Below are 24387 nucleotides of genomic sequence, written 5' to 3' on the forward strand. Positions count from 1 at the left end.
TGCCGCAGGGAACGGGCCGCACGGGTGCGGCGATGGTGCAGTACCGCGCGGTATCCGTCCAGTGCGGGACGGCGGATCAGTACGTTTCGTAGGCTCCGAAGACGTCGATGATCAGGTCGGCGTCTTTCCAGCCCTGGTTCCAGAAGTTGATGATGCCGTGCTCACCGCCGTTCGCCTGTACGAGGTTGGGGACGGTCTTGCCGGCCGTCCAGTTCAGCGTTGAGGCATCCGGGCGAGGCGGCACGGGCGCGCCGGGCTGGTCGTTGACCAACCACGGGAACGGGCTGGGTGCGACGGAGAGGAAGCCGGCCTCCGTCGTGTTGGTGACGGTGGTGTTGAGCACGTAAGCCTCGCCGCCCCTGGCTTCGGGGTTGACCCACCGGGAGATGTACCCGCGGGCCGGCAGGCGCCCGCCGGGCCACCAGCTGCCCGGGTCGCGGGTGTCCAGCATTCGGTGGGGCCCGTACGGCAGGTAGGCAGCTTTGCCGTCCTTGGCGTAGTGTCCGACGACGTCGACCACCACGTCCGTGCCCGCCCAGGCTCCGTTGAAGACGCTGATCTTGCCGTCGGGGCCCACGGGCACGATGACTGCGTTGGCCACCGTTTCCCCGGCGGTGAAGTTCAGGTTGGATGCCGTCGGGGTCTGGTTGCCGCCCGGGTAGACCGACAGGTGACCGGCCTGCTTCGGGTTGGTGACCGTCACGTTCAGAGCGACCGCCGTGGCGCCCGCGGGAACTCCCTTGAGGCCGCTGATCTGTGTGGAGAACGTGCTCCGTGAGGCAAGCTGCCCCTTGGCTGTGCCGAGGCCCGCCCGGGTGTCGACGAAGCGGGCCGGGGTCATGGGCGTGTAGCCGCTGGACGAGGACCGGGTGAAGTAGCCCGTGACGTCGGCGATGAGGTCTACCGCGCCCCAGCCGCCGTTGAACAGCTCGACGTAACCGTCGGTGCCGACCGGCACGATGACCAGGTTCGGGACGGACTGGCCGGCCGTGTAGTTGAGGTTCGAGGTGATGGGCTGAGTGGAGCCCTTGCCCGGGAACACGGTGACGTGGCCGTCTGTGGTGGTGCTGGTGACGGTGACGTTGAGGACGACCGCGCGGACGTCGGCGGGGATCTGGGCGTTCTCGGCGATCTTCACCCGGGTCGTGCCGCGGGCGGCGACCTTGCCCGCCTTCACCCCCGTGCCGTCTCGCGTGTCCAGCAGCCGGGTCGGGGCGTGCGGGGTGAAGTCGGAGCCCGGGGTCAGGTACATGAAACCGTTCTCGGCAACGACGCCGTTGACGGCGTCGGTCACCGTCACCGACACCTGATACTCACCGACCTCGGCGTAGTTGTGCGCGAAGACCGGCTCGGCGGAACCCTTGACGCTCAGCTTCTCCGTCTTGCCGTCGCCCCAGTCCACGGCAACCTCCAGCGCGACATCCACGCTGGTGATCTTGGTGTTGAGTTCGAGCCCGAGCGCGGAGTAGCTGACGCCTCCCAGGCTGATGGCGAGATTGGGGTTGCCTTCGCCCACCCTCGCCGCCTCCGCAGCGACAGCCCCACTCGTGGACTCGCTCTGCACGGTGCGGACGGTTCGCTCGGCCGGGCTGTGCCAGGTCTGGACGGCAGCCCGCTCGGTCTTGCTCTCGCCTGCCGCGGCCGGTGTGGCCGGCCCCCCGGCGGCCGAGGCCATGCTCGGAATGGACACGAGACCCGTCGCCACGAGGGCAGCGGTCATTATGAGTCGGCGATTGTGCACCGGCCCCCCATTTTAGTTGTTGTGCAAAACGAACCTGATCAAATCTCGATCAGAGTACCCGGAGTGACGAAGGCCGCCGTCATCGTTCCGAGCTGCCGGGCCCCGCCTCGCCCCGCCTCGCGGGCGTCTCCGAACCGGTGGCGGCCCCTGCCCAGCTACCCGACGGCCTGGTCCTCGACGGCGAGCTCGTCGTCGAGGACACGGCAGCCGGCCGGCTGTCCTTCGAAGCCCTCCAGGGTTCGAGCTACTGGGATTGCCCAACGCCGTGCGCGCCGCCGACGCCTGGAGGTCCCTTTTGCGGGCCGCGCCCTTGACCGCGTCGCCGTCCACGGCTCCGTCGCCGGCAACGGCGAGCTGGCCCGCGTCACGTACCTGGGAGACGAACACCGCATGATGGCCGCAGGCATGGCCGCACTCGGTCCCTCGGTTACTACGGAAGGCGTGGGGGACGGGCAGGGCACCCGCCGCAGCTCAAGGTCATGCACGTGAAGTGGAAAGTGTTGATCGCCAGCAGTCGCGAGGAGCCACGGGCCCACGCCCGCGACCCTTGGCCCGCTGCGGGTTCGCGACCGGAACTACTGCTTATTCGTTGTTTTGTCGGCCAGGTCTTCCTGGAAGGGCTTCGCGCACGCGGGCCCGGTGTCGTTGGCGATGAAGCTGATCCAGTCCGTCCCGTCCTCCCGGCCCTGGGGGTGGTGCCACGTCAGGATGTTCCAGCCGCCCTTGTCCATCCGCGTGGTGACCGACTGCCTTTCGTCTGCTCGCCCTCTCTCCGTCCAGCCCCCCTTGACCAGCGTGGCGACCGTGGCGTCGTAGGACTTCCTGGAGTCGGTGGATTTCGCGCTGTCCGCCTGCCACCTGACCGTGCAGGACTTGAGGCCCGGCGGGATCTTGTCCGCGGGCTGCCTCGCGGTGAACCCGGCCGTAGTGGCGGCGGCGTCTATCTCCTTCCTCACCGCCTCGACGTCCAGGCTGCCGGAACCCGCTGTCGCCGGGGCGGAGCCGCCGGCCGATGGGGTGTCACCGTTTCGGCCCTGAGGCGAATCGCCCTTACTGCCGCACCCCGCGATCAGCAGCACCGCACCGGTGGCCGCGGCCGCCCATTTCATCTTGCGCATGACGGCGTATTTCCCTTCCTGTACGCGGACTTGTGCCCGCGATCAAGGCAGAGTCTGCCACCGGCGTACGCCGGCGCGAACTGCGTTTGCTCTCCGCGCGGACGGCGGCGCGGCCGCGGCCCGGCAGGGCGGGGGGCGGAAGGTCCTGTGCGGCCCAGGAGCTCGGCCAGGCCCCGGTGGGTGGCGGCCAGGACCACGCGGTCCTCGGTCTTGAGAGCGCACCCCGGGGCCGGACCCTCGTGCGGGATGGTGGCCAGGTCGGTGTGGCGTGCCGTGATTCAGCTCTGCTGGCGGGCCCACGTCGCGTGATTGGCCCAGCATTCGAGGCGGGCCTGACCCATGAATCGATCCATGAGCACACTGTGCACGGCGCCCAGACCGGACGGGCAAGTTCGTACAGCTGTCGGCTGTCAACTGCCCGCCGGCTGTGGCCGTCGTGGGGCAGGCCGTGAGGAGAGCGGGAATCAGGCCGCGGCGAACTCCTGCTCGCGGTCCGGCGTCTTGACCCTGGGCTTCTTGTTCGGCAGCGAGAGCCGGAAGACCTTGTGCCACGCGGAGAACACCTGCTTGGGCAGCGGCCCGGTGACGTACTCCAGCTCGTACTTCTCGAACAGTGCGCGCACCTTCACCGCGACCTCGGCGTACCGGTTGCTCGGCAGGTCAGGGAACAGGTGGTGCTCGATCTGGTGCGACAGGTTGCCGGTCATGAAGTGCATGGCCTTGCTGCCGCTGATGTTCGCCGAGCCCATCATCTGGCGCAGGTACCACTGGCCGCGCGTTTCGCCTCTGATCGACCGGCGCTCGAAGACCTGCACGCCCTCGGGAAAGTGCCCGCACATGATCACCGAGTGCGTCCAGATGTTGCGGACCAGGTTCGCGGTGAACGTGGCGGCGAGCGTGGGGAGGAACGACGGGCCCGACAGCAGCGGGTGGATCACGTAGTCCTTGAGCACCTGCTTGCGGATCTTGCGGCCCACGGCCCTGGCCCGCGCGCGGAACTCCGGGTTCTTGCGGCGGCGCTTGTGCAGGTTCTTGCCGAGCTCCAGGTCGTACGCTGCGATGCCGTACTCGAAGAAGCAGGCGTTCAGGAAGTTCCACAGCGGCTGGCCGAGGTGGAACGGGTGCCACTTCTGGTCCTCGTCGACGCGCATGATGCCGTAGCCGAGGTCGTTGTCCTTGCCGATCACGTTGGTGTACGTGTGGTGCAGCTCGTTGTGCGAGTGCTTCCACTGATCGGCCGGCGACACGTGGTCCCAGTCCCAGGTGGTGGAGTGGATCTTCGGGTCCCGCATCCAGTCCCACTGGCCGTGCAGGATGTTGTGGCCGATCTCCATGTTGTCCATGATCTTCGCCACGGACAGACCGGCGGTACCGATCAGCCACGCGGGTGGGAAGATCGAGAACAGCAGTACGCCCCTGCTGACCAGCTCAAGCTTGCGCTGCGCGGCGATGACCTTGCGGATGTAGGCGGCGTCCTTCTCGCCGCGGGCGGCGATCACCTCATCGCGGATCGCGTCCAGCTCGCGGCCGAGCTCCTCGATCTGCTCCGCGGTCAGATGGGCGGTGGGGTCGATGGCGGTCAAGGTGCTCCTACCGTTCGATGTCGCAGGGGCCCGCCGCGGCGGACACGCAGGTCTGGATGAGGACGCCCGGTTCCGCTTCGGTGATCTCACCGGTGCGCAGATCGCGGACGGCGCCCGCCTTGAGCGGCGTGACGCAGCCGAAGCAGATGCCCATGCGGCACCCGGACGGCATGAGCACGCCAGCTTCCTCGCCGACGTCCAGCAACGGCGTGGCGCCGTCCGCGTCGACGGTCTTGCCGGTGGTGCTGAACGTAACCTCGCCACCGTCGCCGGCGACGACGATGCCGGGGCGGAAGCGTTCGGTGTGCAGGCGCTCTAGGACGCCGTGCTCGGCCCAGTGCTCTTCTGCCGCGTCGAGCAGGCCCGCAGGTCCGCAGGCCCAGGTCTCGCGCTCGGCCCAGTCGGGTACGAGTTCGTCGAGGCGGGCGATGTCCAGCATGCCGTCCGTGTCGGTGTGCAGCTCGGTGAGTCGCAGCTTCTCGTCCGTGACCAGGGCGTGCAGATCGTCGCGGAAGATCACGTCCTGCGGCTGCGGCGCGGAGTGGATCATGACGGCGTCGTCGAACTCGATGTCGCGCAGCATCCCCATCACCGGCGTGATGCCGCTGCCGGCCGTCAGGAAGAGCACCTTGGCGGGCTTGGCCTCGGGCAGCACGAAGTCACCGGTCGCCTGGTCGAGCTGGATCAGCGTGCCCGGCTTCGCCCTGCGGACCAGGTAATTGCTGACCTTGCCGTCCGGGATCGCCTTCACGGTGATCGTGAAGCGGCCGTCCCGGCGGTTCGTCGGCGAGGTGACCGAGTAGGCACGCCACAGGCGCACGCCGTCGACGTCGACCCCGATCCGCACGTACTGACCGGCCCTGTGGCCGCGCCAGCCCCGTCCCGGTCTGATCACGACGGTCGTGGCGTCAGCGGTCTCGGGGTGCACGGCCTCGATACGCCCACGCAGGTCAGCGCCCGCACGCAGCGGGCTGACCAGGTCGAGGTAGTCCGACGGCAGCACCGGCGTCGTGACCATCTCCAGCAGTTTCCACGCCCTACTGCGGAGGGCTGCACTCGTCATGACTCCAGCCTGATGCGCCTCAGGGCGTAAAGTCCTGTCCGCAGGATGTGAAACTGGTCGGATAAATTGTTCGCAGGGAACAAAACATGAACCATGCAATCCGGAAAGCCACCGAACTGGCTCTGGATGAGGCGACGGCCACCGCACTTCGGGCCGCGTTGAAGACCACCGCCGACGAGGTCGTCCAGGCGATCATCGACGAGGTCCCTCCCTACGCCAACGCTCTTTCGGGTCGCATGGGCGCCACCATCCGCCGAGCCGTCCGCACCGCCCTCGGGCACTACCTGAACCTCGCCAGCGGCAAGGCCACGGGCGGCGACGCCGGTGACGCGGCCTACGAGCTGGGCCGCGGCGAGGTGCGCGACGGCCGTTCGATGGACGCCCTGCTCGGCGCCTACCGCGTCGGCGCCCGCGTGGCCTGGCGGTGCCTGGCCGCGGGTGCCGTACCCGCAGGTCTGCCCGCCGCCGAGGTCGCCAAGTTCGCCGAGCTGACCTTCGCCTACATCGACGAGCTCTCCGCCGCGAGTGCCGCGGGCCACGCCGACGAACTGGCCGCCCAGGGCCGGGCTCATGAGCGCCACCTGGAACAACTGGTCCGCGACCTCCTCGCCGGCGCGAACCCGACCGTGCTGCGGGCCTCCGCCCAACGGGCCGGGTGGCAGCCTCCGGTTTCCTTGACCGCGGTCCTGCTGCCCGCAGCCCAGGCCCGGCCTGTCTACCGCGTACTCGACCCGAGCACCCTCGTCCTCGACGATCTGCCGGACGCTTCCGGCGTGCTGCTCGTCCCCGATGCCGACCGACCACATCTCCTGAGGCAGCTGACCGACCGCACCGCCGTGGTCGGCCCGGCCCGGCCATGGACCCGCGCGTCCGCCTCGTACGCACGAGCCGTCCGCGCGCGCTCCCTCTCCTCCGATGTCCGCGACACCGAGGACCACCTGCCCGAGCTGGTGCTGAGCGCCGACGCGGACGCGTTCGCAGACCTGCGTGCCCGAGCCCTCGCACCGTTGCAGACCCTGCCCGTCGCGACCGCGCGCCGGCTGGAGGAGACGTTGCGGGCCTGGCTGCTGCACCATGGCAGGCGGAACGAGGTGGCGGCGGCGTTGTTCGTCCATCCCCAGACCGTCCGGTACCGGATGTCGCAGCTGCGGGAGCTGTTTCCCGATCTGGAGTCGCCGCACCGGGTCCTCGAACTAACGCTGGCCGTGGGCCTCCGGGTCGGCTGATGTGGATCGTGGGTGGCGTCCCGTTTCAGATGGGGAATCGCGGGTAACCGGCGGCAGGGCGGGGCTGGATCGCGCGCTCGTGCGGCGTCGTGCGGCGCTCTGCGGGTCAATACCACAAGCGCTCGGGGCGAGTTCTAGTGGATTCATCCCTTTCCCACGTGCACGACCTCGTTGAGGATCGTGTGGTTTGTGGAATCTGCCCGTCCGTTTTGTCGTCCCCACACCCCAATGAGGTTTCATGCTTGCCCTGTTCGGACGCCATGTCGCTCCCTCAGTGTGGAGATGTGGTGAAGTTCCGGCCCGCATCGCGTGGGGGCCATGCGGGTTGGCGGATGGGGGACGGTTGACGTCTTGAGGTTTCGGATAAGCCGTCCAGGCGACCAGTCCCTTCGTCCGTCCCCAGAGGAGTGGATGCCCCATCCGGCCGAGGAGATCGCGGAGCCGGAGACCGTCGAAGCTCCTCTGTCGGATCACGAAATCCACCTCATCAGGGCCTCTGTGTCGGTGGTGGAGCACGTCACGGAGGACATGACGGTCTACTTCTATGCGATTCTCTTCGCCCGCTACCCCGAGGTCCGTCCCATGTTCCCGCCGGGGATGGACGCCCAGCGCGGTCGGCTCCTGCGGGCGCTGTTGCGCATCGTGGATCTGGTCGACGACCCCGAAAGCCTGGTCCGCTTCTGCGGACACCTCGGCCGCGACCACAGGAAGTTCGGCACCCTCGCCGCGCACTTTCCGGCCGTGGGCGAGTGCCTCCTCGCCGCTCTGGCCCGCTACGCCGGCCCCGCGTGGACCGCGGAGATCGCCGCAGCCTGGACGAAGGCGTACGGCGTGGTCGCCCAGGTCATGATCAGTGCGGCCGAGGAGGACGAGAAGGTGCGGCCCGCCGTGTGGCCCGCCACGATCGTGCACCGCGTCTCGCGCGGACACGGCATCGCCGAGATCACCGTGCGTCCCCACACTCCGTACGAGTACGCCGCCGGCCAGTACGTGAGCGTCGAGACCCCGTGGTGGCCGAAGCGGTGGCGCTACTACTCCCCGGCCAACGCGCCACGTGAGGACGGCACCCTCACCTTCCACGTGCGCGCCGTGCCGGGCGGCTCGGTCAGTGACGCGCTGGTGCACCGAGCGGTGGTGGGCGACGTCATCCGGCTGGGACTTCCGATGGGCGACATGGTCCTGGACGCGGCCGTCCACAAGGACCTGCTCTGTGTCGCAGGCGGCACCGGTCTCGCCCCGATCCGCGCACTCGTCGAGGAAGTCGCCCGTCGCGGGGGGCGCCACCAGGTGGACCTGTTCCTCGGCGCCCGCACCGGCTCCGAGCTGTACGGGGTCGACGACATGCTCCGAATGGCCCAACGGCACCACTGGCTCAGCATCAGGGGCGCGGTCTCCCACGAGTACATCCCCGGAATCCGGGGATCCCTGCCCGACGTACTGGCCGAGTACGGACCGTGGTACCAGCACGACGTCTACCTCAGCGGCCCGGCCCAGATGGTCATCTCGTCCGCGGAGACCCTGACCCTCAACGGCACCCTGCCCGAACGGATCCATCACGATCCGTTCGAAACACCCGTCCTGTCCACTCGCTGAACCACCCTGCCCGGAGAGACCCCTGTGACCTTGCCTCCACCGTCCTTCGGATCAGCCGGTGAACGCCATCTGCAGCAGCACCTGGGAACCGCCGACCGCGCCGCCCAGTTCTACGATCGACAGGTACGCCCCCACCTCACCTCCGAGATGCGGGACTTCATCGGCCGCCAGGCCATGGTCTTCCTGGCCACCGCGGACTCCCGCGGCGAGTGCGACTCCAGCTTTCGGTCCGGGCCACCCGGATTCGTCCACGTGATCGACGAACGCACCCTCGCCTACCCGGAGTTCCGTGGCAACGGTGTACTCGCCAGCGCCGGCAACATGCTGGAGAACCCGCACCTCGGGATGCTCTTCGTGGACTTCACCCACCACCACATAGGACTGCACGTCAACGGCGTCGCCCGTCTCTACGACGACGCGGACCTGCGCCTCATCCATCCCGACCTGCCCACTGACGCCGCGCCCGGACGCAGCCCGCAGATGTGGGTCCATCTCACCGTAGCCGAGGCCTACATCCACTGCTCCAAGTACATACCCCACCTGGAACCAGCCCCCCGCCCCGCTACAACCCGCCCCAAGGACTCGGCCTACTTCACCGAACCGCATCCGACACACTCCCCAAGCCTGCCGTGACGGCCAACGCCATCAGTGGTGCACCGTGTCACCGTGGTGGACGCGCGGCGTCACCCGCCGCGGGTGGGAATCCGACGGCATCCATGCGACAGGACATCGCCTCGGGACGGGCTGCGTCGGACCCGCCGGTAACAACAACCCTGCTTGGCGACACCTGTCGTGCTTCGGCTCACCTCCCCACGACGATGGACGGCCGCACCGGTTGATCTTCTGCCGCCGATTGCGCGCTTGCTTGCTTGATCTATCGATAGTCGATAGATTCCCATCGTGGATCGATGGAGGGTGGGTCATGGGAAAGCTGACAGTGGGCGCGCTGCGTGCCGTGCTCGTGGTGGTGCTCACCGGCACCGTGTTCGTACAGGCATTGATGGTGTGGATGTTGGTCAGCGGGAGCGATCCGGAGGACGGGTCGCTCCCGCTGACCCCGCTGCGGGTGATCACGGTCCTGGGCATCGGGACGGCCCAGGTCGCCCTGGTCTGTGTTTGGCGACTGGTGACGATGGTGCGGCGCGGAACCGTGTTCTCCCACGCCGCCTTCCGCTACGTGGACGGCATCATCGGCGCGATCGTCGCGGCTGCTCTCGTGTGGTTCGCGGTCACGGCCCTGAATGCGCCGGGCCAGCGGGACGACCCGGGCGTCACCCTCATCATGGGCGGGATTGGCGTGGCCATCCTGGGGGTCGCGCTCATCGTGCTCCTGCTGCGGATGCTGCTCGCCCAGGCCGTCGCCCGCGATGTCGAAGCGGCGCAGATGCAGGCCGAGCTGGACGAGGTGATCTGATGCCGATCGCCGTCGACATCGACGTGATGCTGGCCAGGCGGAAGATGTCCGTGGGCGAGCTCGCGGACCGCGTGGGGATCACGCCCGCCAACCTGGCGGTACTCAAGAACGGCCGCGCCAAGGCGGTGCGCTTTGCGACGCTCGCCGCGCTCTGCGAGGTGCTCCAGTGCCAGCCGGGCGACCTGCTTCGCTGGGAGGCCGAGGACACCGCGGGCGAATGAGCCGTACCTGCCTACGTGTCATCGCCGAGCCTGCTCGCCCGTGGCGGAGTCGTCCCGGTCTGCCGGCGCCAGGAACACGGCGGGTCTGCGAGCCGGGAATGGAGGGGCAACCCGGTGGAGGGATCCGGCGCGCGGACCTGGTCGGCCGCCGCTTCAGCAAGGCGGGAGAGCCCGCACCCGAGCGCGGCGGTCACGCCCCATCGGGCGGGCGGCGGAGTGAGGGTGATCGGCTCTTTGCCGCTCGCGATGGCGTGCATGCGGCAGGAGGGGCAGCGTGGTGGTTTCATACCGTTTGTTCGGGAGAGGCGCCCATGCCGCAGGACAGTGTCGACGCCGTCATTGCACCGCCCGGCCATGCCGGCGCCGGCTCCGCCGTGGTCACGGGCCGTCGGGCCGACCTGCTGTGGCTGGGACCGGTTGCCGCCGGCTATGCGGTGGTGCAGCTCCTGCTGATCATTCCGGGTACGGGCCTGGGGTGGGACGAGACCGTATACGTCAGCCAGGTGGCCCACGACGCCCAGGCGGCGTTCTTCAGCGCCCCGCGGGCCCGCGGGATCACCTACCTCGTGGCTCCGGTGGCCGCGTTCACCTCGTCCGTCGCGGCGCTGCGCGTCTACCTGGCCCTACTGGCGGCGGCAGCGCTCCTGCTGTCGCTGTGGGTGTGGAGGCGTACGCTGCCCACCCCCGTTCTCGCTCTCGCGGGCGGACTGTTCGCCGGGCTGTGGGTGACCCTCTCCTACGGTTCGCAGGCCATGCCGAATCTGTGGGTGGCCTTCGGGGCGCTCTTCACCGTCGGCTGCTTCCTGCGAGCGGTCCGCGACCCGGGGGACCGCCGCGCTCTGGCCGGTGTGGCCGCAGGTGTGGCGTTCGCCGCGCTCATGCGGCCCACAGACGCGTTCTGGCTGGTCGTGCCCCTGTTCGGCGCGGCGATGGTTGTCCCCTCCTGGCGTCGGCTAGCCGTCGTCACGGCTCTGGCGGCTGGGCTCGCCGTGGGCAGCGCGGAGTGGATCATCGAGGCGCAGGTCCGCTACGGCGGGCTCCTGCCGCGGCTTCACAGGGCGAGTGACATCCAAGGCGGTCTGGGCTGGAACCCGGCCTTCGCGGACCAGTTGCGCTCGCTGGGCGGGCGGACCCTGTGCCGCCCCTGCGACGTACCGCCGCCGCATCCCCTGACAACGCTGTGGTGGTTCGCGCTGCCACCGCTCACCGCCGCCGGCCTCGCCCTCGCCCGCCGCGGCTCCCGACTCACAGCGGTGGCCGTGCCCACAGTGACCGCGCTCTGCCTGTCCGCCCCGTACCTCCTCATGATCGGATACGCGGCTCCACGTTTCCTGCTGCCCGCCTACGCCTTGCTCGCCATCCCGGTCGCGCTCTGCCTCACACGGCTCTGCAGCGTCCGCCGCGCCCGCCCGTGGGTCATCAGCGCGCTCTGTGCCGCGTTGGCGCTGCACCTGGCTGTGCAACTGAGCATCGCCCACGCCGTGGCCGACCGCAGCCGTACCGACCGAGGGGCATTCACCGCGGTTGCAAGCGAGCTGCGCCGCCTGGGCCTGCGCCCGCCATGCGTCCTGAGCGGCACGGAGGCCGTCCGGGCCGCATTCGCCACCGGTTGCACGGTCCGACAGGTCTACGGAGGCCATGACGGCAGCATCACCGCCCCCGCACTGACCTCCCTCGCACGCACCCGGCCCACCGCGCTGCTCCTGTCCGCGGACCAACCGCCCCCGCCCTGGGCACGCCACTGGCGCCCCCACCCGCTTCCCGGACTACCGAATCTGCCCCGCTACCGCGCCTACCTGGCACCGTCCGACCCTCAGCACGCAGCCCAAGGGGGATGACCGCTATGCGAACCGGACAACGCCACCGACCGACGCGTGGCAGCCGGCGAAAATCGGGCGAGGGCCGGGCCTATCAGGGGCCGAACCTGGGTATCACGCCAGACCAGGCAGCACGCCTGCGCCACCCGCACCCGAAGGAGAAAGGGCGAACCGATGGCGCGATGCAAGACCCCTGACTACGTCACCGGCCGACACGGGCCGCACTGGACCCACGCCCTGCGCCGCGCCCAGAGCGCCGGCGCCGTCATTGTTACCGACGACACCCTCGAAGCACTCACTTACGCCCCCTCGTCGACCGGGCCAGGCCGTTTCCGGCCTTGGGTCACTCCCACCGGCCGCCGCTACGACAGCTACGACGTCCACCCCGAGTGGTAGCCGTTCAACCCCCGAAGGCCGGCATACCGGTGCCTGGGCCGGCGCCCTCGCCCCCGGCATGCTCGACTCGTTCCAGACCACAGCTGGACCCAATCGTCGTAGGGACGGTTCATGCCGTGGTTCGTCGTGGCCGGGCACCAGGCTGCTTTCTGGCGAGAAATGCGCCGATCAGCGACAGGACGATCAATGCACTGCCGAGCGCTATGTCGTAAGCCTTGTTGCCGCCGTAGACCGAGGTTTTTCCCAGTGCCAGCAGCCACGGCGAGGCCACAAGCCATGCGCCGGCCGCACCGACGATCAGGTCGGAGCGGAGACCTGCTCCGCGGTAGACCCGGTGACCCGCCGCGAAGAGGACGATCGTGCCGATGATGGCTTCGTTGACCTGAGCGTCCTTGGCGCCGTCCTGCTGCGCCATCGGTACCACGCAGAGCACGAGGCCGACGAGAAGCATGAGGAACCCGATGAGCTGATCGTGCTGCGCCTTGTGCAAGCTCGCCGCCCGGCCCGGCCCAGACCGGGTGGATGTGGTCGATATGGTCATGATCTCTACCTTTGGTCGGCCCGTCCGGCCTGGAGGCGCGGCGCGACGATCAGCCGACGGCGCGACCCCACCCCTGCCGCTTCGCCGACCAGGGCAGGCCCCTGTCGTCGGGCCGTCGCTTCCAAGAGGCGATGGGAGGCTTTCCTCCTCCCTGTCGGCGGCTACCCGGTCGCGTGCCGTTCAGTCCGCGCGGCTCAGATCGAAGGGGTGGCAGCTGTATGTACAGGCACCCTCGGCCGGGCGGGGTGTCACCGGGATTTGACGTGTCGGCAAGGACGGGCGCGTTCCTTCACCTGTACGCGTCTGCGCGCCAGCGGCTCGGAGGTCTGCTGTTCGCGGTACACAGGTGTGGCGCTTTCGAAGTGTCGGACGCCGGCGCCGGCGCGCTGCTGCCAGTACCCCTATGTTGTAAAGGCCTGCCATGGTGACGATGACTGAGCCGATCGCCCCCGTTCCGACCCCGGGGCGTACACCGGGGCAGGTGATCGTGTCGTGGTTGACGACGACGGATCACAAGAAGATCGGTCATCTGTACCTGATCGCCTCGTTCGGCTTCTTCGTCGTGGGCGGTGTGCTGGCGCTGCTGCTGCGGGCGGAACTTGCGCGGCCGGGAATGCAGATCGTATCCAACGAGCAGTACAACCAGATTTTCACCCTGCACGGTACGATCATGCTGCTGTTCTTCGCGACCCCGACCTTCGCCGGTTTCGCCAACGCGATCATGCCGTTGCAGATCGGCGCGCCGGACGTCGCCTTTCCGCGGCTGAACATGCTGTCGTTCTGGCTGTTCCTCTTCGGCGGCCTGATCGTCGTGGCCAGTTTGCTCACCCCCGACGGCACCGCGGACTTCGGCTGGACCGCTTACACGCCCCTGAGCAGTTCCACACGCACGCCTTCCATCGGCGGCGACATGTGGATCATGGGGTTGGCGCTGTCCGGTTTCGGCACGATCCTGGGCTCGGTCAACTTCGTGACGACGATCATCTGCATGCGGATGCCGGGCATGACGATGTTCCGGATGCCGATCTTCACCTGGAACATCCTGCTGACCTCGGTCCTGGTGCTCTTCGCGTTCCCCGTCCTTGCGGCGGCCCTGCTGGTGCTGGAGGCGGACCGCAAGTTCGGCGCACAGGTCTTCGACCCACAAAACGGCGGCGCCCTCCTGTGGCAGCACCTCTTCTGGTTCTTCGGGCACCCCGAGGTCTACATCATCGCGCTGCCGTTCTTCGGAATTGTCACCGAGATCTTCCCCGTCTTCTCCCGCAAACCCGTATTCGGATACCTCGGTCTGGTCGGCGCGACCATCGCCATCGCGGGCCTGTCGCTGACCGTGTGGGCGCACCACATGTTCGCCACCGGCGCCGTGCTGCTGCCGTTCTTCTCCTTCATGACCTTCTTGATCGCGGTGCCCACGGGGGTGAAGTTCTTCAACTGGATCGGCACCATGTGGAAGGGGTCCATCTCCTTCGAGACCCCGATGCTGTGGGCCATCGGCTTCCTCGTCACCTTCCTCTTCGGCGGCCTGACCGGCATCATCCTGGCCTCCCCGCCGATGGACTTCCACGTCACCGACTCCTACTTCGTCGTGGCCCACTTCCACTACGTCGTCTTCGGGACGGTCGTCTTCGCGATGTTCGCCGGCTTCTACTTCTGGTGGCCGAAGATGACCGGCACCATGCTCGACGAGCGCCTCGGGAAGATCCACTTCTGGACCCTGTTCATCGGCTTCCACATGACCTTCCTCGTCCAGCACTGGCTCGGCGCAGAAGGCATGCCCCGCCGCTACGCCGACTATCTGGCAGCCGACGGCTTCACGGGCCTGAACACCTTCTCCTCGATCGGCGCGTTCCTCCTCGGCATCTCGACCTTGCCGTTCTTCTACAACGTGTGGAAGACCGCCCTGTACGCCCCGCGGGTGACCGTCGACGACCCCTGGGGCTTCGGACGATCCCTGGAATGGGCGACCTCCTGCCCGCCGCCGCGGCACAATTTCGTCACCCTGCCCCGCGTCCGTTCCGAGTCGCCCGCCTTCGACCTCCACCGGCCGGAGATCGCCGCCTTGGACTACGCCGGCGACCACGGTAAGCGCGACGTCCTGGACGATCCCGACAACCGCAAGAGTCCCGGACCAGACCAGCGCCCATCCGCCAACTGAAAACCCCGGTTAGCGCCATGCGCGACGATGACGCGGCGGCCGGCCTGGCCGAGCTGGAGGGCTACCTGATGAGCCGCGCCGCCCAGCACTGCGCCGCCCGAGAGGCCGACGCCTTCGCCGACGACCTCCCCTGGCTCGGGCAGGCGGAGCGCGAGGACGTCATTCGCCTCTACACGGCTCGCCACCTCGCCCGCACCCGCCAGACTCTGCACGAGATCACCAACCGCAGCCAAGAACTGAAGGAGGAGTACTCCCGCCGCTACCAGGCCCTGCGCTGCCGCGTCCTCGCCCTGACCCTCCTCGGCAGCACCACCGTCCTCGCCCTGTTCACGCTGGGTCTGACGCCACGACGCTGAGTGAGGGCCCTGCAAACCGAGCCGCGACTCGCCCTGCACGGCTACCTTCGCCGGCGCAACCAGGAGGCCCGCCCCCCGACCTCCTCGCCGCCCAACGACGCGACCGCCCCCGAGTCCGCAGCGAAAGAGGCATCCGCTGGGGCGGCAGACCACTACCCTCCGCGGCCTGACCACCCAACCCGGCGAATCTTCCCGGTCGCAGCACTAGCTAGTAGCAGTCCATGCGCGATCCGTCGGTCGACGCCTCGGCGAACACGTGGAACCAGGTCCGGGGCACGGAGTCGGTCGGCTCGGGGCCGGGGTCCACCAGGTAGAACTCGCGGAGGTCGGCGGGTGACTCGAAAGTGACGATGACGCTCGGCCGGTCCGGGGATTCGAAGCAGGTGACGGGGGTCCGGCCCTCCGGCGCCGCCCCGATCCGTTGGACCGGATGCCAGCCCGCCGCCGGGAGTTCCCGTGCGTAGTACGCCAGCACGTCCGCGGCGTTCCCGTCGTACACGTACAGCCGATCCGCGCTCAGCCACGCGTCCCCGCTGTCATCGGTGCAGGTGGCCCCATCCGCTGCGCCGCCGTCGAGGGGCCTGGCCCCTGGCGGGTGCAGGTCCAGGGCCGGCAACTCATCGAGGGCGGCCACCTCCGGACCGGTGCCCTCACAGGTCGCGAAAGGGGAGAGGAAGGAGCATCCGCTCAGCGTGGCTCCGGCGAGCACGGTAGCGAGCAGCAGCCGCAACCCAATCATGTTCATGGCGGAATTATGCCCACCGCCCAGCTCCCAATATCCTCGCCGCAGGCAGCGCCCACCGAGGGTTTAGGCATACGAGCCCGATCGCGTTGAAGCGATGGATCACGTCACGAGCGGTGTCCTTGTCCGCCTGGACGAGCCGTGCGATGTCCGGGACGGTGCTGCCGTCGGCCGAGGCGAGCAGCATCATCGCGCGCCGGACCGAGCTGGTACTGCCCCGCCGGACAATGTGCTGGAGTTTCTGGCCCTCCTGCTCCGTCAGCCCGCGAACCCGGACTTGTTGCGCCATCCGCCTCCCCGCGCTGGCTGGAGAGCTCATTCCAACCAGCACAACGAGCAACCCCGGCGAAGCTTCCCGGCCACAGCACTGGACGACGGCGGCGCCCTCGGGCTTGCGGAGGGGTGGAGCTGTCCGCCCTGGACCTCGGCGGGCAGGGCGAAGTTGTAGCCGCCGTGGAGGTGGATGTGGGCGAACTTCAGCGGGGACCGGCGGGCGATGTCCTCGTCGCGTACGTTCGCAGCAATCGGCCCCGCTGCGCCGATGCTCAGCGGGGCCGAGTAACGCCACCCTGAATTGAGCAACAGCCGGGGCCGGTTGCCTCACCGGGTCCCGAGAGGGTCCGCGTTGGCGATGTGAGATTGCGGCCTGTAATAGCTGGTGGGTCCCGACCAGGTCTGGCTGTGCGCGTTGTAGATCCAGACAGCGATCTCGGTGATACCGCCCGAGTATGCAGAGCCGTCGAAGGTGAAGTTGTAGCTCACGCTCTCATTGACGGCGGGCAGGCCTTCGGTGGGGCGGGCTTGGCTGCCGACCCAGGAGGTGGGAGTGTACGCACTGAAATGGACCCTCGTTCCCGCGCCGCCGACGTCGGTCACTTTCCCTTGGACTTGAACGGAACGGTTGAACCAGGTCAGGTTGCCCGAGGCCGAGTGTGCGCCTAATCCGGAGGAAATGGCAAAGGGGGTGCTGGGGTAGGCGAGAGCGGGACTCGTGCTGAGCGCCGTGATCGCGGCGGCGCTTACCAGAGTCGTACCGATCTGTTTGAAACGCATGAGATCTCCTTGTGCCGAAGGAAGTCGTGCGTGCGTCAAAAAGCTACGCCATCACCAAGGTGCATGTGGTCGGGATGCCGAAATCCTTAGCCTTCGCCGCCTATCGGCCGGGCCGGGGCCGGCCGATAGGCGCCCCGGCGCCGACGGACCGTCAGCCGCCCACACGATCTTGCCCGCGCCCGCCACACCCAGGCCGGCTCCCAGGCCGAGATCCGGTCCAGGCGCGGCCGGTGGTGGCCGCGGCGTCGGGCGCGTCCGCGGCGGCCAGGGGCGGCCACGGCCGAGCCCAGACATCGAGTCCTCAGCGCAGGACGTTGGCCCAGTGGGCCAGGACCGAGGGAAGCTCGTTGGCGTCCACCCACGCGCGGAACAGTTGGTCGCTTTCGGCCCGCCGCTCCGGAGTGCCGACGTACACGGCGACAACCGCACGGTCGTGCATCAGCGCGTCGTCCCTCTGTCCGTTCAGCTCCTTCGACACGATCACGTACCCCTGGGGGTACGTCAGCGGTTCGATCTCGTACACGTCTTTGACTTCGGGGGCACCGGGATCTCCGTTTATGTTCATGGACAAGGAGCTTATGGCCGCTCCGCGCGCTTCGGGCCGAGATGGGTGATCCGCTCAATCAACTGACGTGGCCGTACCTGTACGAGAAACAGGGCCCGAGTTGACCCGTGAGCGCTGGGGTTGGCCCGAAGGGGCGTAGTGGTTGCCCCGCAGTCAACGCCCCCGTCCAGAGGGCGGTTGTGCGGCGAAGGAGGTGCGGTAGGCGCGTGGGCTGGTCGCCAGGCGGGATGTGAAGTGCTGGCGCATGGTGACCTCGCTGCCGAAACCGGAGCGGCGGGCGACCTCGGGCATGGGCAGGTCGGTGCGTTCGAGGAGTTTCTGGGCCGTCGCGACGCGGTGGTCCAGAAGCCAGCGCAGCGGGGTGGCTCCGGTGGCCGCCGCGAAGTGCCGGGCGAAGGAGCGCGGCGACATCCCGGCACGGGCGGCGAGTGCGGACACGGTGAGCGGCTCGTCGAGATGCGCCAGGGCGAAGGCGCGTACCTCGGCGAGTGCGTCCGCGTCGCGGTCGGCGTGCGGGGTCGGATGTTCGATGAACTGGGCCTGGGTGCCGGTCCGGAACGGTGCGGTGACCATGGACCGGGCGACCGTCGCGGCCGCCTCCGCGCCGTGCATGGCGCGTACCAGGTGCAGACACAGGTCGATGCCGGCGGCGGTGCCGGCGGACGTCCACAGATTGCTGTCCTCGACGAACAGGGCGTCCGGCTCGACCCGCACTCGTGGGTGCCGGGCCCGCAGCAGATCGGCCAGTGCCCAGTGGGTCAGCGCCCGGCGGCCGTCCAGCAGGCCCGCCTGGGCGAGCGTGAACGCTCCGCCGCACAGCGCGGCGATGGTGGTGCCCCGGACGTGAGCGCGGCGCAGTGCCGCGAGGACCGGCTCGGGTGCCGGGGTGACATGGTCGTCGAGGCCCGGTACGAGGATCAGCTCGGCGCGGGGTAGCCAGGCGAGGGTGCGGTCCGGTGTGAGCGCGAGCCCGCCGCGCATCGGTACCGGCTCGGGGCCGACGGCCACCCGGCGCAGCTCGAAGGCGGGCACCCCGCGGTCGGTGCGGTCCGCGCCCCACACCTCGGTGATCACCGAGACGTCGAAGGCGCGGATGCCGGGGAAGGCGAGCAGGGCGATGCGGTGGGCGGGGGCGGGTTGCGTCACCGTGGCAGTAAACCATCGATCGCTGTCTTTCCGCCTCCTGTGAACAGGTACGGCCCGGCGGCAGGATCATGGGCATGGAGATCACACAGAACGCGGCGCTGGTAGTGGTGGACGTGCAGAAGGGCTTCGACGAGTCGGAGTTCTGGGGCCCGCGCAACAACCCGGCCGCCGACGAGAACATCGCTTCCCTGATCGCGGCCTGGCAGGACACGGACCGGCCGGTCGTCTTCGTGCGGCACGACTCCCAGGAGCCCGGCTCGCCACTGCGGACCGGGGGCGAGGGCAACGACTTCAAGGCATACGTCGAGGAGCGGCGCGGTAAGGGCGGAGGGCCGGAGCTGCTCGTCACCAAGTCCGTGAACTCGGCGTTCTACGGCGCTCCCGACCTTGACGACTGGTTCAAGGCGGCGGGTATCACCCAGGCCGTACTGGCCGGTATCCAGACCAACATGTGCGTGGAGACCACCGCCCGCATGGGCGGCAACCTCGGCTACGACGTGCTGGTCGCCCTCGACGCCACCCACACCTTCGACCTGACCGGCCCGAACGGCTGGCGCCTGACGGCCGACGAGCTGGCCCGGGCGAGTGCCGTCTCTCTGCACGGAGGGGGCTTCGCCCGGGTGGTGACGACCAGCGAGCTGGTGGCCGCCGTCCGCTCCTGACGCCCCGGATCAGCCATTCGCGCCGCCCGCCGCGCCGAGGCCTTCCGCGCGGTGTGCGCGGGCGGCCGGCGGGGCGCCGCGCAGTACGCGCTGGACTGGGCAGTGATCGGCGACGGGCCTCTGCACGAGACGGATATCGACCTCGTCGGCCCGCGCGCGGACTGGACCGCGTACCTGTCCGTCGTACGCGACACGGCCGTGCCGCCGACGGAGTCCTTGGCCGCGCTCCTGGTCGAGATGACCAAGCAACTGAACGCCACGGCCGCGGACGCGCCGCGCGCGGTCGGGGAGTTGGAGCGGGTCGCCGCCCGCGTCGGCCGGGCGGCAGCCGGCGCGGTCCGCGACGACCCGATGCCCGCCGAGACGGTGGCCCCCGCGCTCGGCACCACCGGCTCCCAAGCCCTGGTCCTGCCCCTGAGCGCGCAGGACCGGTGACGGCACGTGCCCCAACACCAACCCGATCCACGATCTCCTGAATTCAGCTTTCCGTGTACTGTTGGAGGGTGCTGACAGTCGCCCCTGACGTCGAGGCCCTGGCCCGCTTCGGCCGCGCCCTCGCCGACCCGATCCGCTGCCGGATCCTGCTCGCCTTGCGCGAGGCGCCGGCCTATCCCTCCGACCTCGCCGAGGCCATCGGTGTCTCCCGGACCCGGCTCTCCAACCACCTGACCTGCCTACGGGACTGCGGCCTGGTCGTCGCGGCCCCCGACGGCCGACGCACCCGCTACGAACTCGCCGACGCCCGCCTCGGCCACGCCCTGGACGACCTGCGCCAGGCCGTCGTGGCGGTCGAGCACGACAAGACCTGCCCTGACGCGGACACGAAGGGCTGCTGCTGATGGCCTCCATATCCCTGGAGCCGTCCCCGGCCCGCCGCGAGGCGCTCGCCCGCCGGATACGGCTGCTGGTCGCGGCCACCATCACCTACAACGTCATCGAGGCGATCGTCGCCATCACGGCCGGGACGATCGCCTCGTCCACCGCGCTGATCGGCTTCGGCCTGGACTCGGTCATCGAGGTGTCCTCCGCCGCCGCGGTGGCCTGGCAGTTCTCCGCTCGCGAGCACGCCGTGCGCGAGGCGCGGGAGAAGACCACGCTGCGGATCATCGCGGTCTCCTTCTTCGGTCTGGCCGCCTATGTGGCTTTCGACGCCGTCCGCGCGCTGAGCGGCACCGGTGAAGCACAGCCGTCCGTCCCCGGCATCGTCATCGCCGCCCTCTCGCTGGCGGTCATGCCGTTCCTGTCCGCGGCCCAGCGCAGCGCCGGACGTGAACTCGGCTCGGCCTCCGCGGTCGCGGACTCCAAGCAGACCCTGCTGTGCACCTACCTCTCCGCCGTCCTCCTGGCGGGCCTGATCCTCAACGCCACCCTCGGCTGGTCCTGGGCGGACCCGATCGCCGCCCTCGCCATCGCCGCCATCGCCGTCAAGGAAGGCCGCGATGCCTGGCAGGGCAAGGGCTGCTGCGCCCCCACCACCCCGACGGCATCGACGGCCGGTCCCGCAGCCTGCGGCTGCCGACCGGGCTGCACCTGCTGCGCCCCGACGGCGGAGGCAGGCCGGTGAACGCCTGGGCGTGGTCGGCGCTGGTCCTCCATCTGGGGTGGGCGGGGTTCGCCTTCGGTATCCGCGCCGTGATCCAGCGACGTCGTACCGGGGACGCGGGCTTCCGCGGGATCTCCGGCCGTCCCGGCGAGGCCTCCTGGTGGGCCGGGGCGCTGTTCGCCGCCGCGCTACTGGGCGGAGCGGCCGCTCCGGTCGCGGCGCTCGCCGGGCTTCCCACCTTCGAGGGCGGCAAGCCGCTGCACGCGACCGGCCTGGCCCTCACCGTGGCCGGGACGGCACTCACCACCGCAGCCCAGATGGCCATGGGTGCCTCGTGGCGGGTGGGCGTGGACGGAGGGGAACGCACCGCGCTGGTCACCTCCGGGGTGTTCGCACACGTCCGCAACCCGGTCTTCACCGCGATGGCCGTCACCGCGCTGGGGCTCGGGCTGATGGTGCCCAACGTGATCGCGGGCGCCGCGCTGGTGGCTCTCATCGCGGCGGTGCAGTTGCAGGTCCGGGTGGTCGAGGAGCCCTACCTCGCATCCGTCCACGCGGACGACTACGCCGCCTACAGCGCCGGCACCGGGCGCTTCCTGCCCGGTCTGGGACGGCGTACAGCCTGATCCGTGGCCCCCGGGGGCGCGCTCAGGGCTTGCAACCGGTACCCGGGTACAGGTTTACCGTCGGAGGTGTCCCCAGCCTCGGGGACGTGACGACGGGAGTGAGTGCCATGAGCGATCCGGAGTGGGTGCCGCGGTCCTGCGCGCTGCCCGCCGAGGAGCGGCCCCTGCGGGTGGGGGAGTGGGACGCGTTGTTCGCGGAGCGGCTGACCGCGTTGTCCAGGCCGGAGCCGCTGCGGCTGCACTTCGAGCTGGCCGCCGGCCCGGACGTCGAGGAGCGGGTGCGGGATCTGGTGGCGCGGGAGAGCGGCTGCTGCTCGTTCTTCACCTTCACCGTCACCCCGGGCGAGGACCTGACCGGCTTGGACATCGCGGTGGACCCGGCGCACGAGCCGGTCCTGGACGCCCTCGCCGCACGGACCGCCGCCGCGGGGCAGCAGTGAGCGCGGGGCTGCGCAGCGGGCAGGTCGCCGACGCGGCCGGGGTGAACATCCAGACCCTGCGCTACTACGAGCGGCGCGGCCTGCTGGCCGAGCCGGACCGGAGCAACGGCGGGCACCGCCTCCACGGCGAGGACGCGGTGACGGCCCTGCGGGTGATCAAGGCCGCCCAGCGCCTCGGCTTCACCCTGGACGAGGTCGCCGAGCTGCTGGAGGCCGGCCGCCACCGCCACGGCCGCCCCGTCGCCGGTCTCCAGGTGCGGGCGGCGGCCAAGCTCGCCGAGGTCGACGCGAAGATCGCCGACCTCACCACCATCCGTACCGCCCTGGCCACGGCTGTCGACGCGGGCTGCGACGACCTGACCGTCTGCGCCCGAAGCGCCTGCTGCCCCATCCCCTTCACCGGCCTGGCCAAGGAGCGTCATGCCGGACCCTGCTGCTGAGCCCCGCCCCCGCCGCGCCCCGAAAGCCCTGCCGCGCCTGGCTGGTCCGGCAGGGGATCCGCGAGTACAAGGGCACGCACTTGGCTCGTGGAGGTCAGGAGCTGCGCGGGGCTACCAGGCCGGACTCGTAGGCGAGGACCACGAGCTGGGCTCGGTCGCGGGCATGAAGTTTCGCCATGGCCCGGTTGATGTGGGTCTTGGCCGTCATCGGGCTGATCACCATGCGGCCCGCGATCTCGTCGTTGGACAGGCCCTGCGCCACCAGAGCGACGGCCTCGCGCTCGCGGCTGGTCAACTCCGCAAGCCCGGTTCCGGTGCCGATGGCGAGTGGCTGGCTGACGTACCTGTTGATCAGTTTCCGGGTGATCGACGGTGCCAGCAAGGCGTCGCCGCGCGCCGCGACGCGCACGGCGTGCAGGAAATCCTCCGGCACGATGTCCTTGACGAGGAAGCCGGCGGCGCCGGCACGAAGCGCGTTGAAGACGTACTCGTCCAAGCCGTAGTTGGTCAGGATGACGACGTGCACCCCGGACAAGGCAGGGTCGGCGGCGATGCGCCGGGTTGCCTCGATGCCGTCGACGAGCGGCATCTGGATGTCGATGACAGCGACGTCGGGCAGGTGCTTCCTGGCCAGGTCCACTCCTTCCTGTCCGTTGGCGGCCTCGGCCACCACCTGGATGTCGTCTTCGAGGTCGAGGAACGCGCGGAACCCGCTGCGGATGAGTGGCTGGTCGTCGACCAGCAGGACACGGATCATGACGCCTGGTCCACCGGGAGTTCGGCCTGGACGGTGAAGCCGCCCTCGTCGCGTGGTTGCGCGCGCAGCCGGCCGCCGAGTGCGGTGACTCGCTCGCGCATGCCGATCAGCCCGAGGCCGGGTGTGAGGGTGGTGTGCGGCGTCGCCCTGCCGTCATCGTCGATGCGTACGGCGAGGGTGTCCGGACGGCAGTCGATCCGCACCGACGCCGTCGCGGCATCGGCGTGACGGGCGATATTGGTGAGCGACTCCTGAACGATCCGGTAGACGGTCCGATCCACCGCGGCCGGCATGCCATGCCGCCGGCCCCCGATCGTCAGCGTCGCGTCCAGGCCGATGGCGCGGGCCCGTTCCACCATCTCCGGGACGTCGTCGAGCCCGCGCGGTGGGGTCGTGTCATCGTCGCGAAGCGCCTCCAGAGTCGCTCGTAGCTCCCGGCTCGCCTCACGTCCGGCCTCCTGGATCGCCAGCAGGGCCGGTGGCACCTCCTCGCCCCGCTTGCGGGCCACGTGCACGGCGGCTTCGGCCTGGACCTTGATGACCGAGATCTGATGGGTGAGGGAGTCGTGCAACTCCCGCGCGATACGGAGCCGCTCCTCGTCTGCGCGGCGCCGCGCGGTCTCCTCCCGGGTTCGCTCCGCCTCGTCCGCCCGCCGCTCGGCCTGTCGCAGCGCCTCGCCCGCGGCGGCGGCCGCGATCAGCCAGGCAATCTCCAAAGCGCCCCGGGCCTGAGCGAACGCCGCCCCTGTGTCGTGCAGGCCCGACGCCAGGGCCGCGAGGGGAAGCATCGCCAGCACCGCCACGCTCGTGGCCACCGTGGCGGTGCGATGGCCCGACCGCACCGCGGCGTACACCGCGAACAGGTACGCGACAGCAGCCACATCGAAACCCACCGACTGGTACCCCACCGCACACAGCCCCGTCACGGCCAGGACCGTGACAGGAGCCCGGCGGCGCACCGCCAGTGCAAGGCCGCCGGCGGTCAGCAGCGCGTACCCGAGCATGTCGATGTTCGTGGTGGATCGCTGCCCGGACAGCCCCGTGACCAGCAGCGCCGCCGCCACCCCGACAGCGATGACCCCGTCTGCGAAACGGGCCCGTACAGCGGGCTCACCTGCACTCATGCGCGCACCCTAGCTGGCTGCCACCCCGCGCCGAGTCCTCCTCCGGGACGAGCGGCTGACTACCG

The 24387-nt window shown here is 69.6% G+C and carries 27 protein-coding genes and 2 pseudogenes; 17 read left to right on the forward strand and 12 right to left on the reverse strand.

The window, feature by feature from the left end; translation table 11 throughout:
• Nucleotides 1-76 precede the first annotated feature (76 nt).
• The 4 genes from ACFWUQ_RS02595 to ACFWUQ_RS02610 form a co-directional block, all read right to left on the reverse strand.
• A complete protein-coding gene (locus ACFWUQ_RS02595) occupies nucleotides 77-1720 on the reverse strand; it encodes a PKD domain-containing protein (RefSeq protein ID WP_384531786.1) in 1644 nt (547 codons plus the stop codon).
• Between the two features lie 596 nt (nucleotides 1721-2316).
• The gene (locus ACFWUQ_RS02600) at nucleotides 2317-2859 is read right to left on the reverse strand and encodes a hypothetical protein (RefSeq protein WP_384531788.1); all 543 of its coding nucleotides are present in this window, start codon (nucleotides 2857-2859) and stop codon (nucleotides 2317-2319) included.
• Nucleotides 2860-3323: 464 nt separating this feature from the next.
• Nucleotides 3324-4442: a fatty acid desaturase family protein gene (locus ACFWUQ_RS02605; RefSeq protein WP_384531790.1), complete on the reverse strand. Its 1119-nt coding sequence runs from the start codon at nucleotides 4440-4442 to the stop codon at nucleotides 3324-3326.
• 7 nt (nucleotides 4443-4449) lie between these two features.
• Nucleotides 4450-5505 (reverse strand): ferredoxin reductase, encoded by a 1056-nt coding sequence (locus ACFWUQ_RS02610; RefSeq protein ID WP_384531791.1) that lies wholly within the window; start codon nucleotides 5503-5505, stop codon nucleotides 4450-4452.
• Nucleotides 5506-5591: 86 nt separating this feature from the next.
• Here ACFWUQ_RS02610 and ACFWUQ_RS02615 point away from each other — a divergent pair, with 86 nt between their 5' ends.
• From ACFWUQ_RS02615 to ACFWUQ_RS02645, 7 genes are all read left to right on the forward strand, one after another.
• Nucleotides 5592-6731 carry a PucR family transcriptional regulator gene (locus ACFWUQ_RS02615; RefSeq protein WP_384531793.1) on the forward strand — a complete coding sequence of 380 codons (1140 nt, stop codon included), beginning with the start codon at nucleotides 5592-5594 and terminating at the stop codon, nucleotides 6729-6731.
• A 411-nt stretch (nucleotides 6732-7142) separates the two neighbouring features.
• Entirely contained in the window at nucleotides 7143-8324 is a 1182-nt protein-coding gene (locus tag ACFWUQ_RS02620; RefSeq protein ID WP_384531795.1) for a globin domain-containing protein, read from the forward strand.
• Between the two features lie 24 nt (nucleotides 8325-8348).
• On the forward strand, nucleotides 8349-8957 hold the full coding sequence (locus tag ACFWUQ_RS02625; RefSeq protein WP_384531797.1) for a pyridoxamine 5'-phosphate oxidase family protein: 609 nt from the start codon (nucleotides 8349-8351) through the stop codon (nucleotides 8955-8957).
• 289 nt (nucleotides 8958-9246) lie between these two features.
• Nucleotides 9247-9738, forward strand: a complete 492-nt coding sequence (locus ACFWUQ_RS02630) for a DUF2975 domain-containing protein (protein WP_384531799.1) — start codon at nucleotides 9247-9249, stop codon at nucleotides 9736-9738.
• Nucleotides 9738-9959, forward strand: coding sequence for a helix-turn-helix transcriptional regulator (locus ACFWUQ_RS02635; RefSeq protein ID WP_045558687.1), 222 nt, complete (start codon nucleotides 9738-9740; stop codon nucleotides 9957-9959). Before ACFWUQ_RS02630 ends, ACFWUQ_RS02635 begins: the two co-directional genes overlap by 1 nt.
• Before the next feature lie 311 nt (nucleotides 9960-10270).
• Nucleotides 10271-11797, forward strand: coding sequence for a hypothetical protein (locus tag ACFWUQ_RS02640; RefSeq protein ID WP_384531801.1), 1527 nt, complete (start codon nucleotides 10271-10273; stop codon nucleotides 11795-11797).
• Nucleotides 11798-11950: 153 nt separating this feature from the next.
• Nucleotides 11951-12172, forward strand: a complete 222-nt coding sequence (locus ACFWUQ_RS02645) for a hypothetical protein (RefSeq protein WP_384531803.1) — start codon at nucleotides 11951-11953, stop codon at nucleotides 12170-12172.
• A 109-nt stretch (nucleotides 12173-12281) separates the two neighbouring features.
• On the opposite strand, the gene ACFWUQ_RS02650 is transcribed toward ACFWUQ_RS02645, so the two are convergent.
• On the reverse strand, nucleotides 12282-12713 hold the full coding sequence (locus ACFWUQ_RS02650; protein WP_384531804.1) for a hypothetical protein: 432 nt from the start codon (nucleotides 12711-12713) through the stop codon (nucleotides 12282-12284).
• A 421-nt stretch (nucleotides 12714-13134) separates the two neighbouring features.
• Between ACFWUQ_RS02650 and ctaD the strand changes: the two genes are divergently transcribed.
• From ctaD to ACFWUQ_RS02665, 3 genes and pseudogenes are all read left to right on the forward strand, one after another.
• Complete coding sequence (ctaD, locus tag ACFWUQ_RS02655) at nucleotides 13135-14868, forward strand: cytochrome c oxidase subunit I (protein WP_384531806.1); 1734 nt, start codon at nucleotides 13135-13137, stop codon at nucleotides 14866-14868.
• 17 nt (nucleotides 14869-14885) lie between these two features.
• Nucleotides 14886-15224, forward strand: coding sequence for a hypothetical protein (locus ACFWUQ_RS02660; RefSeq protein WP_384531808.1), 339 nt, complete (start codon nucleotides 14886-14888; stop codon nucleotides 15222-15224).
• 30 nt (nucleotides 15225-15254) lie between these two features.
• Nucleotides 15255-15394 (forward strand): annotated as a pseudogene (locus ACFWUQ_RS02665) (IS630 family transposase); the annotation flags it as partial.
• 38 nt (nucleotides 15395-15432) lie between these two features.
• On the opposite strand, the gene ACFWUQ_RS02670 reads toward ACFWUQ_RS02665, so the two are convergent.
• From ACFWUQ_RS02670 to ACFWUQ_RS02690, 5 genes and pseudogenes are all read right to left on the reverse strand, one after another.
• Entirely contained in the window at nucleotides 15433-15969 is a 537-nt protein-coding gene (locus tag ACFWUQ_RS02670; RefSeq protein ID WP_384531809.1) for a hypothetical protein, read from the reverse strand.
• Nucleotides 15970-15997: 28 nt separating this feature from the next.
• A pseudogene (locus ACFWUQ_RS02675) lies at nucleotides 15998-16255 on the reverse strand (helix-turn-helix domain-containing protein); the annotation flags it as partial.
• A gap of 311 nt (nucleotides 16256-16566) precedes the next feature.
• The gene (locus tag ACFWUQ_RS02680) at nucleotides 16567-17019 is read right to left on the reverse strand and encodes a hypothetical protein (RefSeq protein ID WP_384531810.1); all 453 of its coding nucleotides are present in this window, start codon (nucleotides 17017-17019) and stop codon (nucleotides 16567-16569) included.
• 301 nt (nucleotides 17020-17320) lie between these two features.
• Nucleotides 17321-17584, reverse strand: a complete 264-nt coding sequence (locus ACFWUQ_RS02685; protein WP_384531812.1) for a hypothetical protein — start codon at nucleotides 17582-17584, stop codon at nucleotides 17321-17323.
• Nucleotides 17585-17737: 153 nt separating this feature from the next.
• On the reverse strand, nucleotides 17738-18730 hold the full coding sequence (locus tag ACFWUQ_RS02690; RefSeq protein ID WP_384531813.1) for a GlxA family transcriptional regulator: 993 nt from the start codon (nucleotides 18728-18730) through the stop codon (nucleotides 17738-17740).
• Nucleotides 18731-18804: 74 nt separating this feature from the next.
• On the opposite strand from ACFWUQ_RS02690, the gene ACFWUQ_RS02695 reads away from it, so the two are divergent.
• The 7 genes from ACFWUQ_RS02695 (at nucleotide 18805) to ACFWUQ_RS02725 (ending at nucleotide 22441) form a co-directional block, all read left to right on the forward strand.
• On the forward strand, nucleotides 18805-19392 hold the full coding sequence (locus tag ACFWUQ_RS02695) for a cysteine hydrolase family protein (RefSeq protein ID WP_384531815.1): 588 nt from the start codon (nucleotides 18805-18807) through the stop codon (nucleotides 19390-19392).
• A gap of 102 nt (nucleotides 19393-19494) precedes the next feature.
• Nucleotides 19495-19827 (forward strand): hypothetical protein, encoded by a 333-nt coding sequence (locus ACFWUQ_RS02700; RefSeq protein WP_384531817.1) that lies wholly within the window; start codon nucleotides 19495-19497, stop codon nucleotides 19825-19827.
• A 68-nt stretch (nucleotides 19828-19895) separates the two neighbouring features.
• A complete protein-coding gene (locus ACFWUQ_RS02705) occupies nucleotides 19896-20231 on the forward strand; it encodes an ArsR/SmtB family transcription factor (RefSeq protein ID WP_384531818.1) in 336 nt (111 codons plus the stop codon).
• Nucleotides 20231-20956: a cation transporter gene (locus ACFWUQ_RS02710; protein WP_384531820.1), complete on the forward strand. Its 726-nt coding sequence runs from the start codon at nucleotides 20231-20233 to the stop codon at nucleotides 20954-20956. The genes ACFWUQ_RS02705 and ACFWUQ_RS02710 overlap by 1 nt, the downstream gene beginning before the upstream one ends.
• Nucleotides 20953-21561 carry a methyltransferase family protein gene (locus tag ACFWUQ_RS02715; protein ID WP_384531821.1) on the forward strand — a complete coding sequence of 203 codons (609 nt, stop codon included), beginning with the start codon at nucleotides 20953-20955 and terminating at the stop codon, nucleotides 21559-21561. Before ACFWUQ_RS02710 ends, ACFWUQ_RS02715 begins: the two co-directional genes overlap by 4 nt.
• A gap of 107 nt (nucleotides 21562-21668) precedes the next feature.
• Nucleotides 21669-22001, forward strand: a complete 333-nt coding sequence (locus tag ACFWUQ_RS02720) for a hypothetical protein (protein ID WP_384531823.1) — start codon at nucleotides 21669-21671, stop codon at nucleotides 21999-22001.
• Entirely contained in the window at nucleotides 21998-22441 is a 444-nt protein-coding gene (locus ACFWUQ_RS02725) for a MerR family transcriptional regulator (RefSeq protein WP_384531825.1), read from the forward strand. The genes ACFWUQ_RS02720 and ACFWUQ_RS02725 overlap by 4 nt, the downstream gene beginning before the upstream one ends.
• Before the next feature lie 94 nt (nucleotides 22442-22535).
• Here the strand turns inward: ACFWUQ_RS02725 and ACFWUQ_RS02730 are convergent, their stop codons facing one another.
• Together ACFWUQ_RS02730 and ACFWUQ_RS02735 are read right to left on the reverse strand one after the other, a co-directional pair.
• A complete protein-coding gene (locus ACFWUQ_RS02730) occupies nucleotides 22536-23198 on the reverse strand; it encodes a response regulator (RefSeq protein ID WP_384531827.1) in 663 nt (220 codons plus the stop codon).
• Entirely contained in the window at nucleotides 23195-24322 is a 1128-nt protein-coding gene (locus ACFWUQ_RS02735; protein WP_384531829.1) for a sensor histidine kinase, read from the reverse strand. Before ACFWUQ_RS02735 ends, ACFWUQ_RS02730 begins: the two co-directional genes overlap by 4 nt.
• Nucleotides 24323-24387 lie beyond the last annotated feature (65 nt).

Source organism: Streptomyces sp. NPDC058662 (assembly GCF_042716255.1).
Lineage (GTDB): Bacteria > Actinomycetota > Actinomycetes > Streptomycetales > Streptomycetaceae > Streptomyces.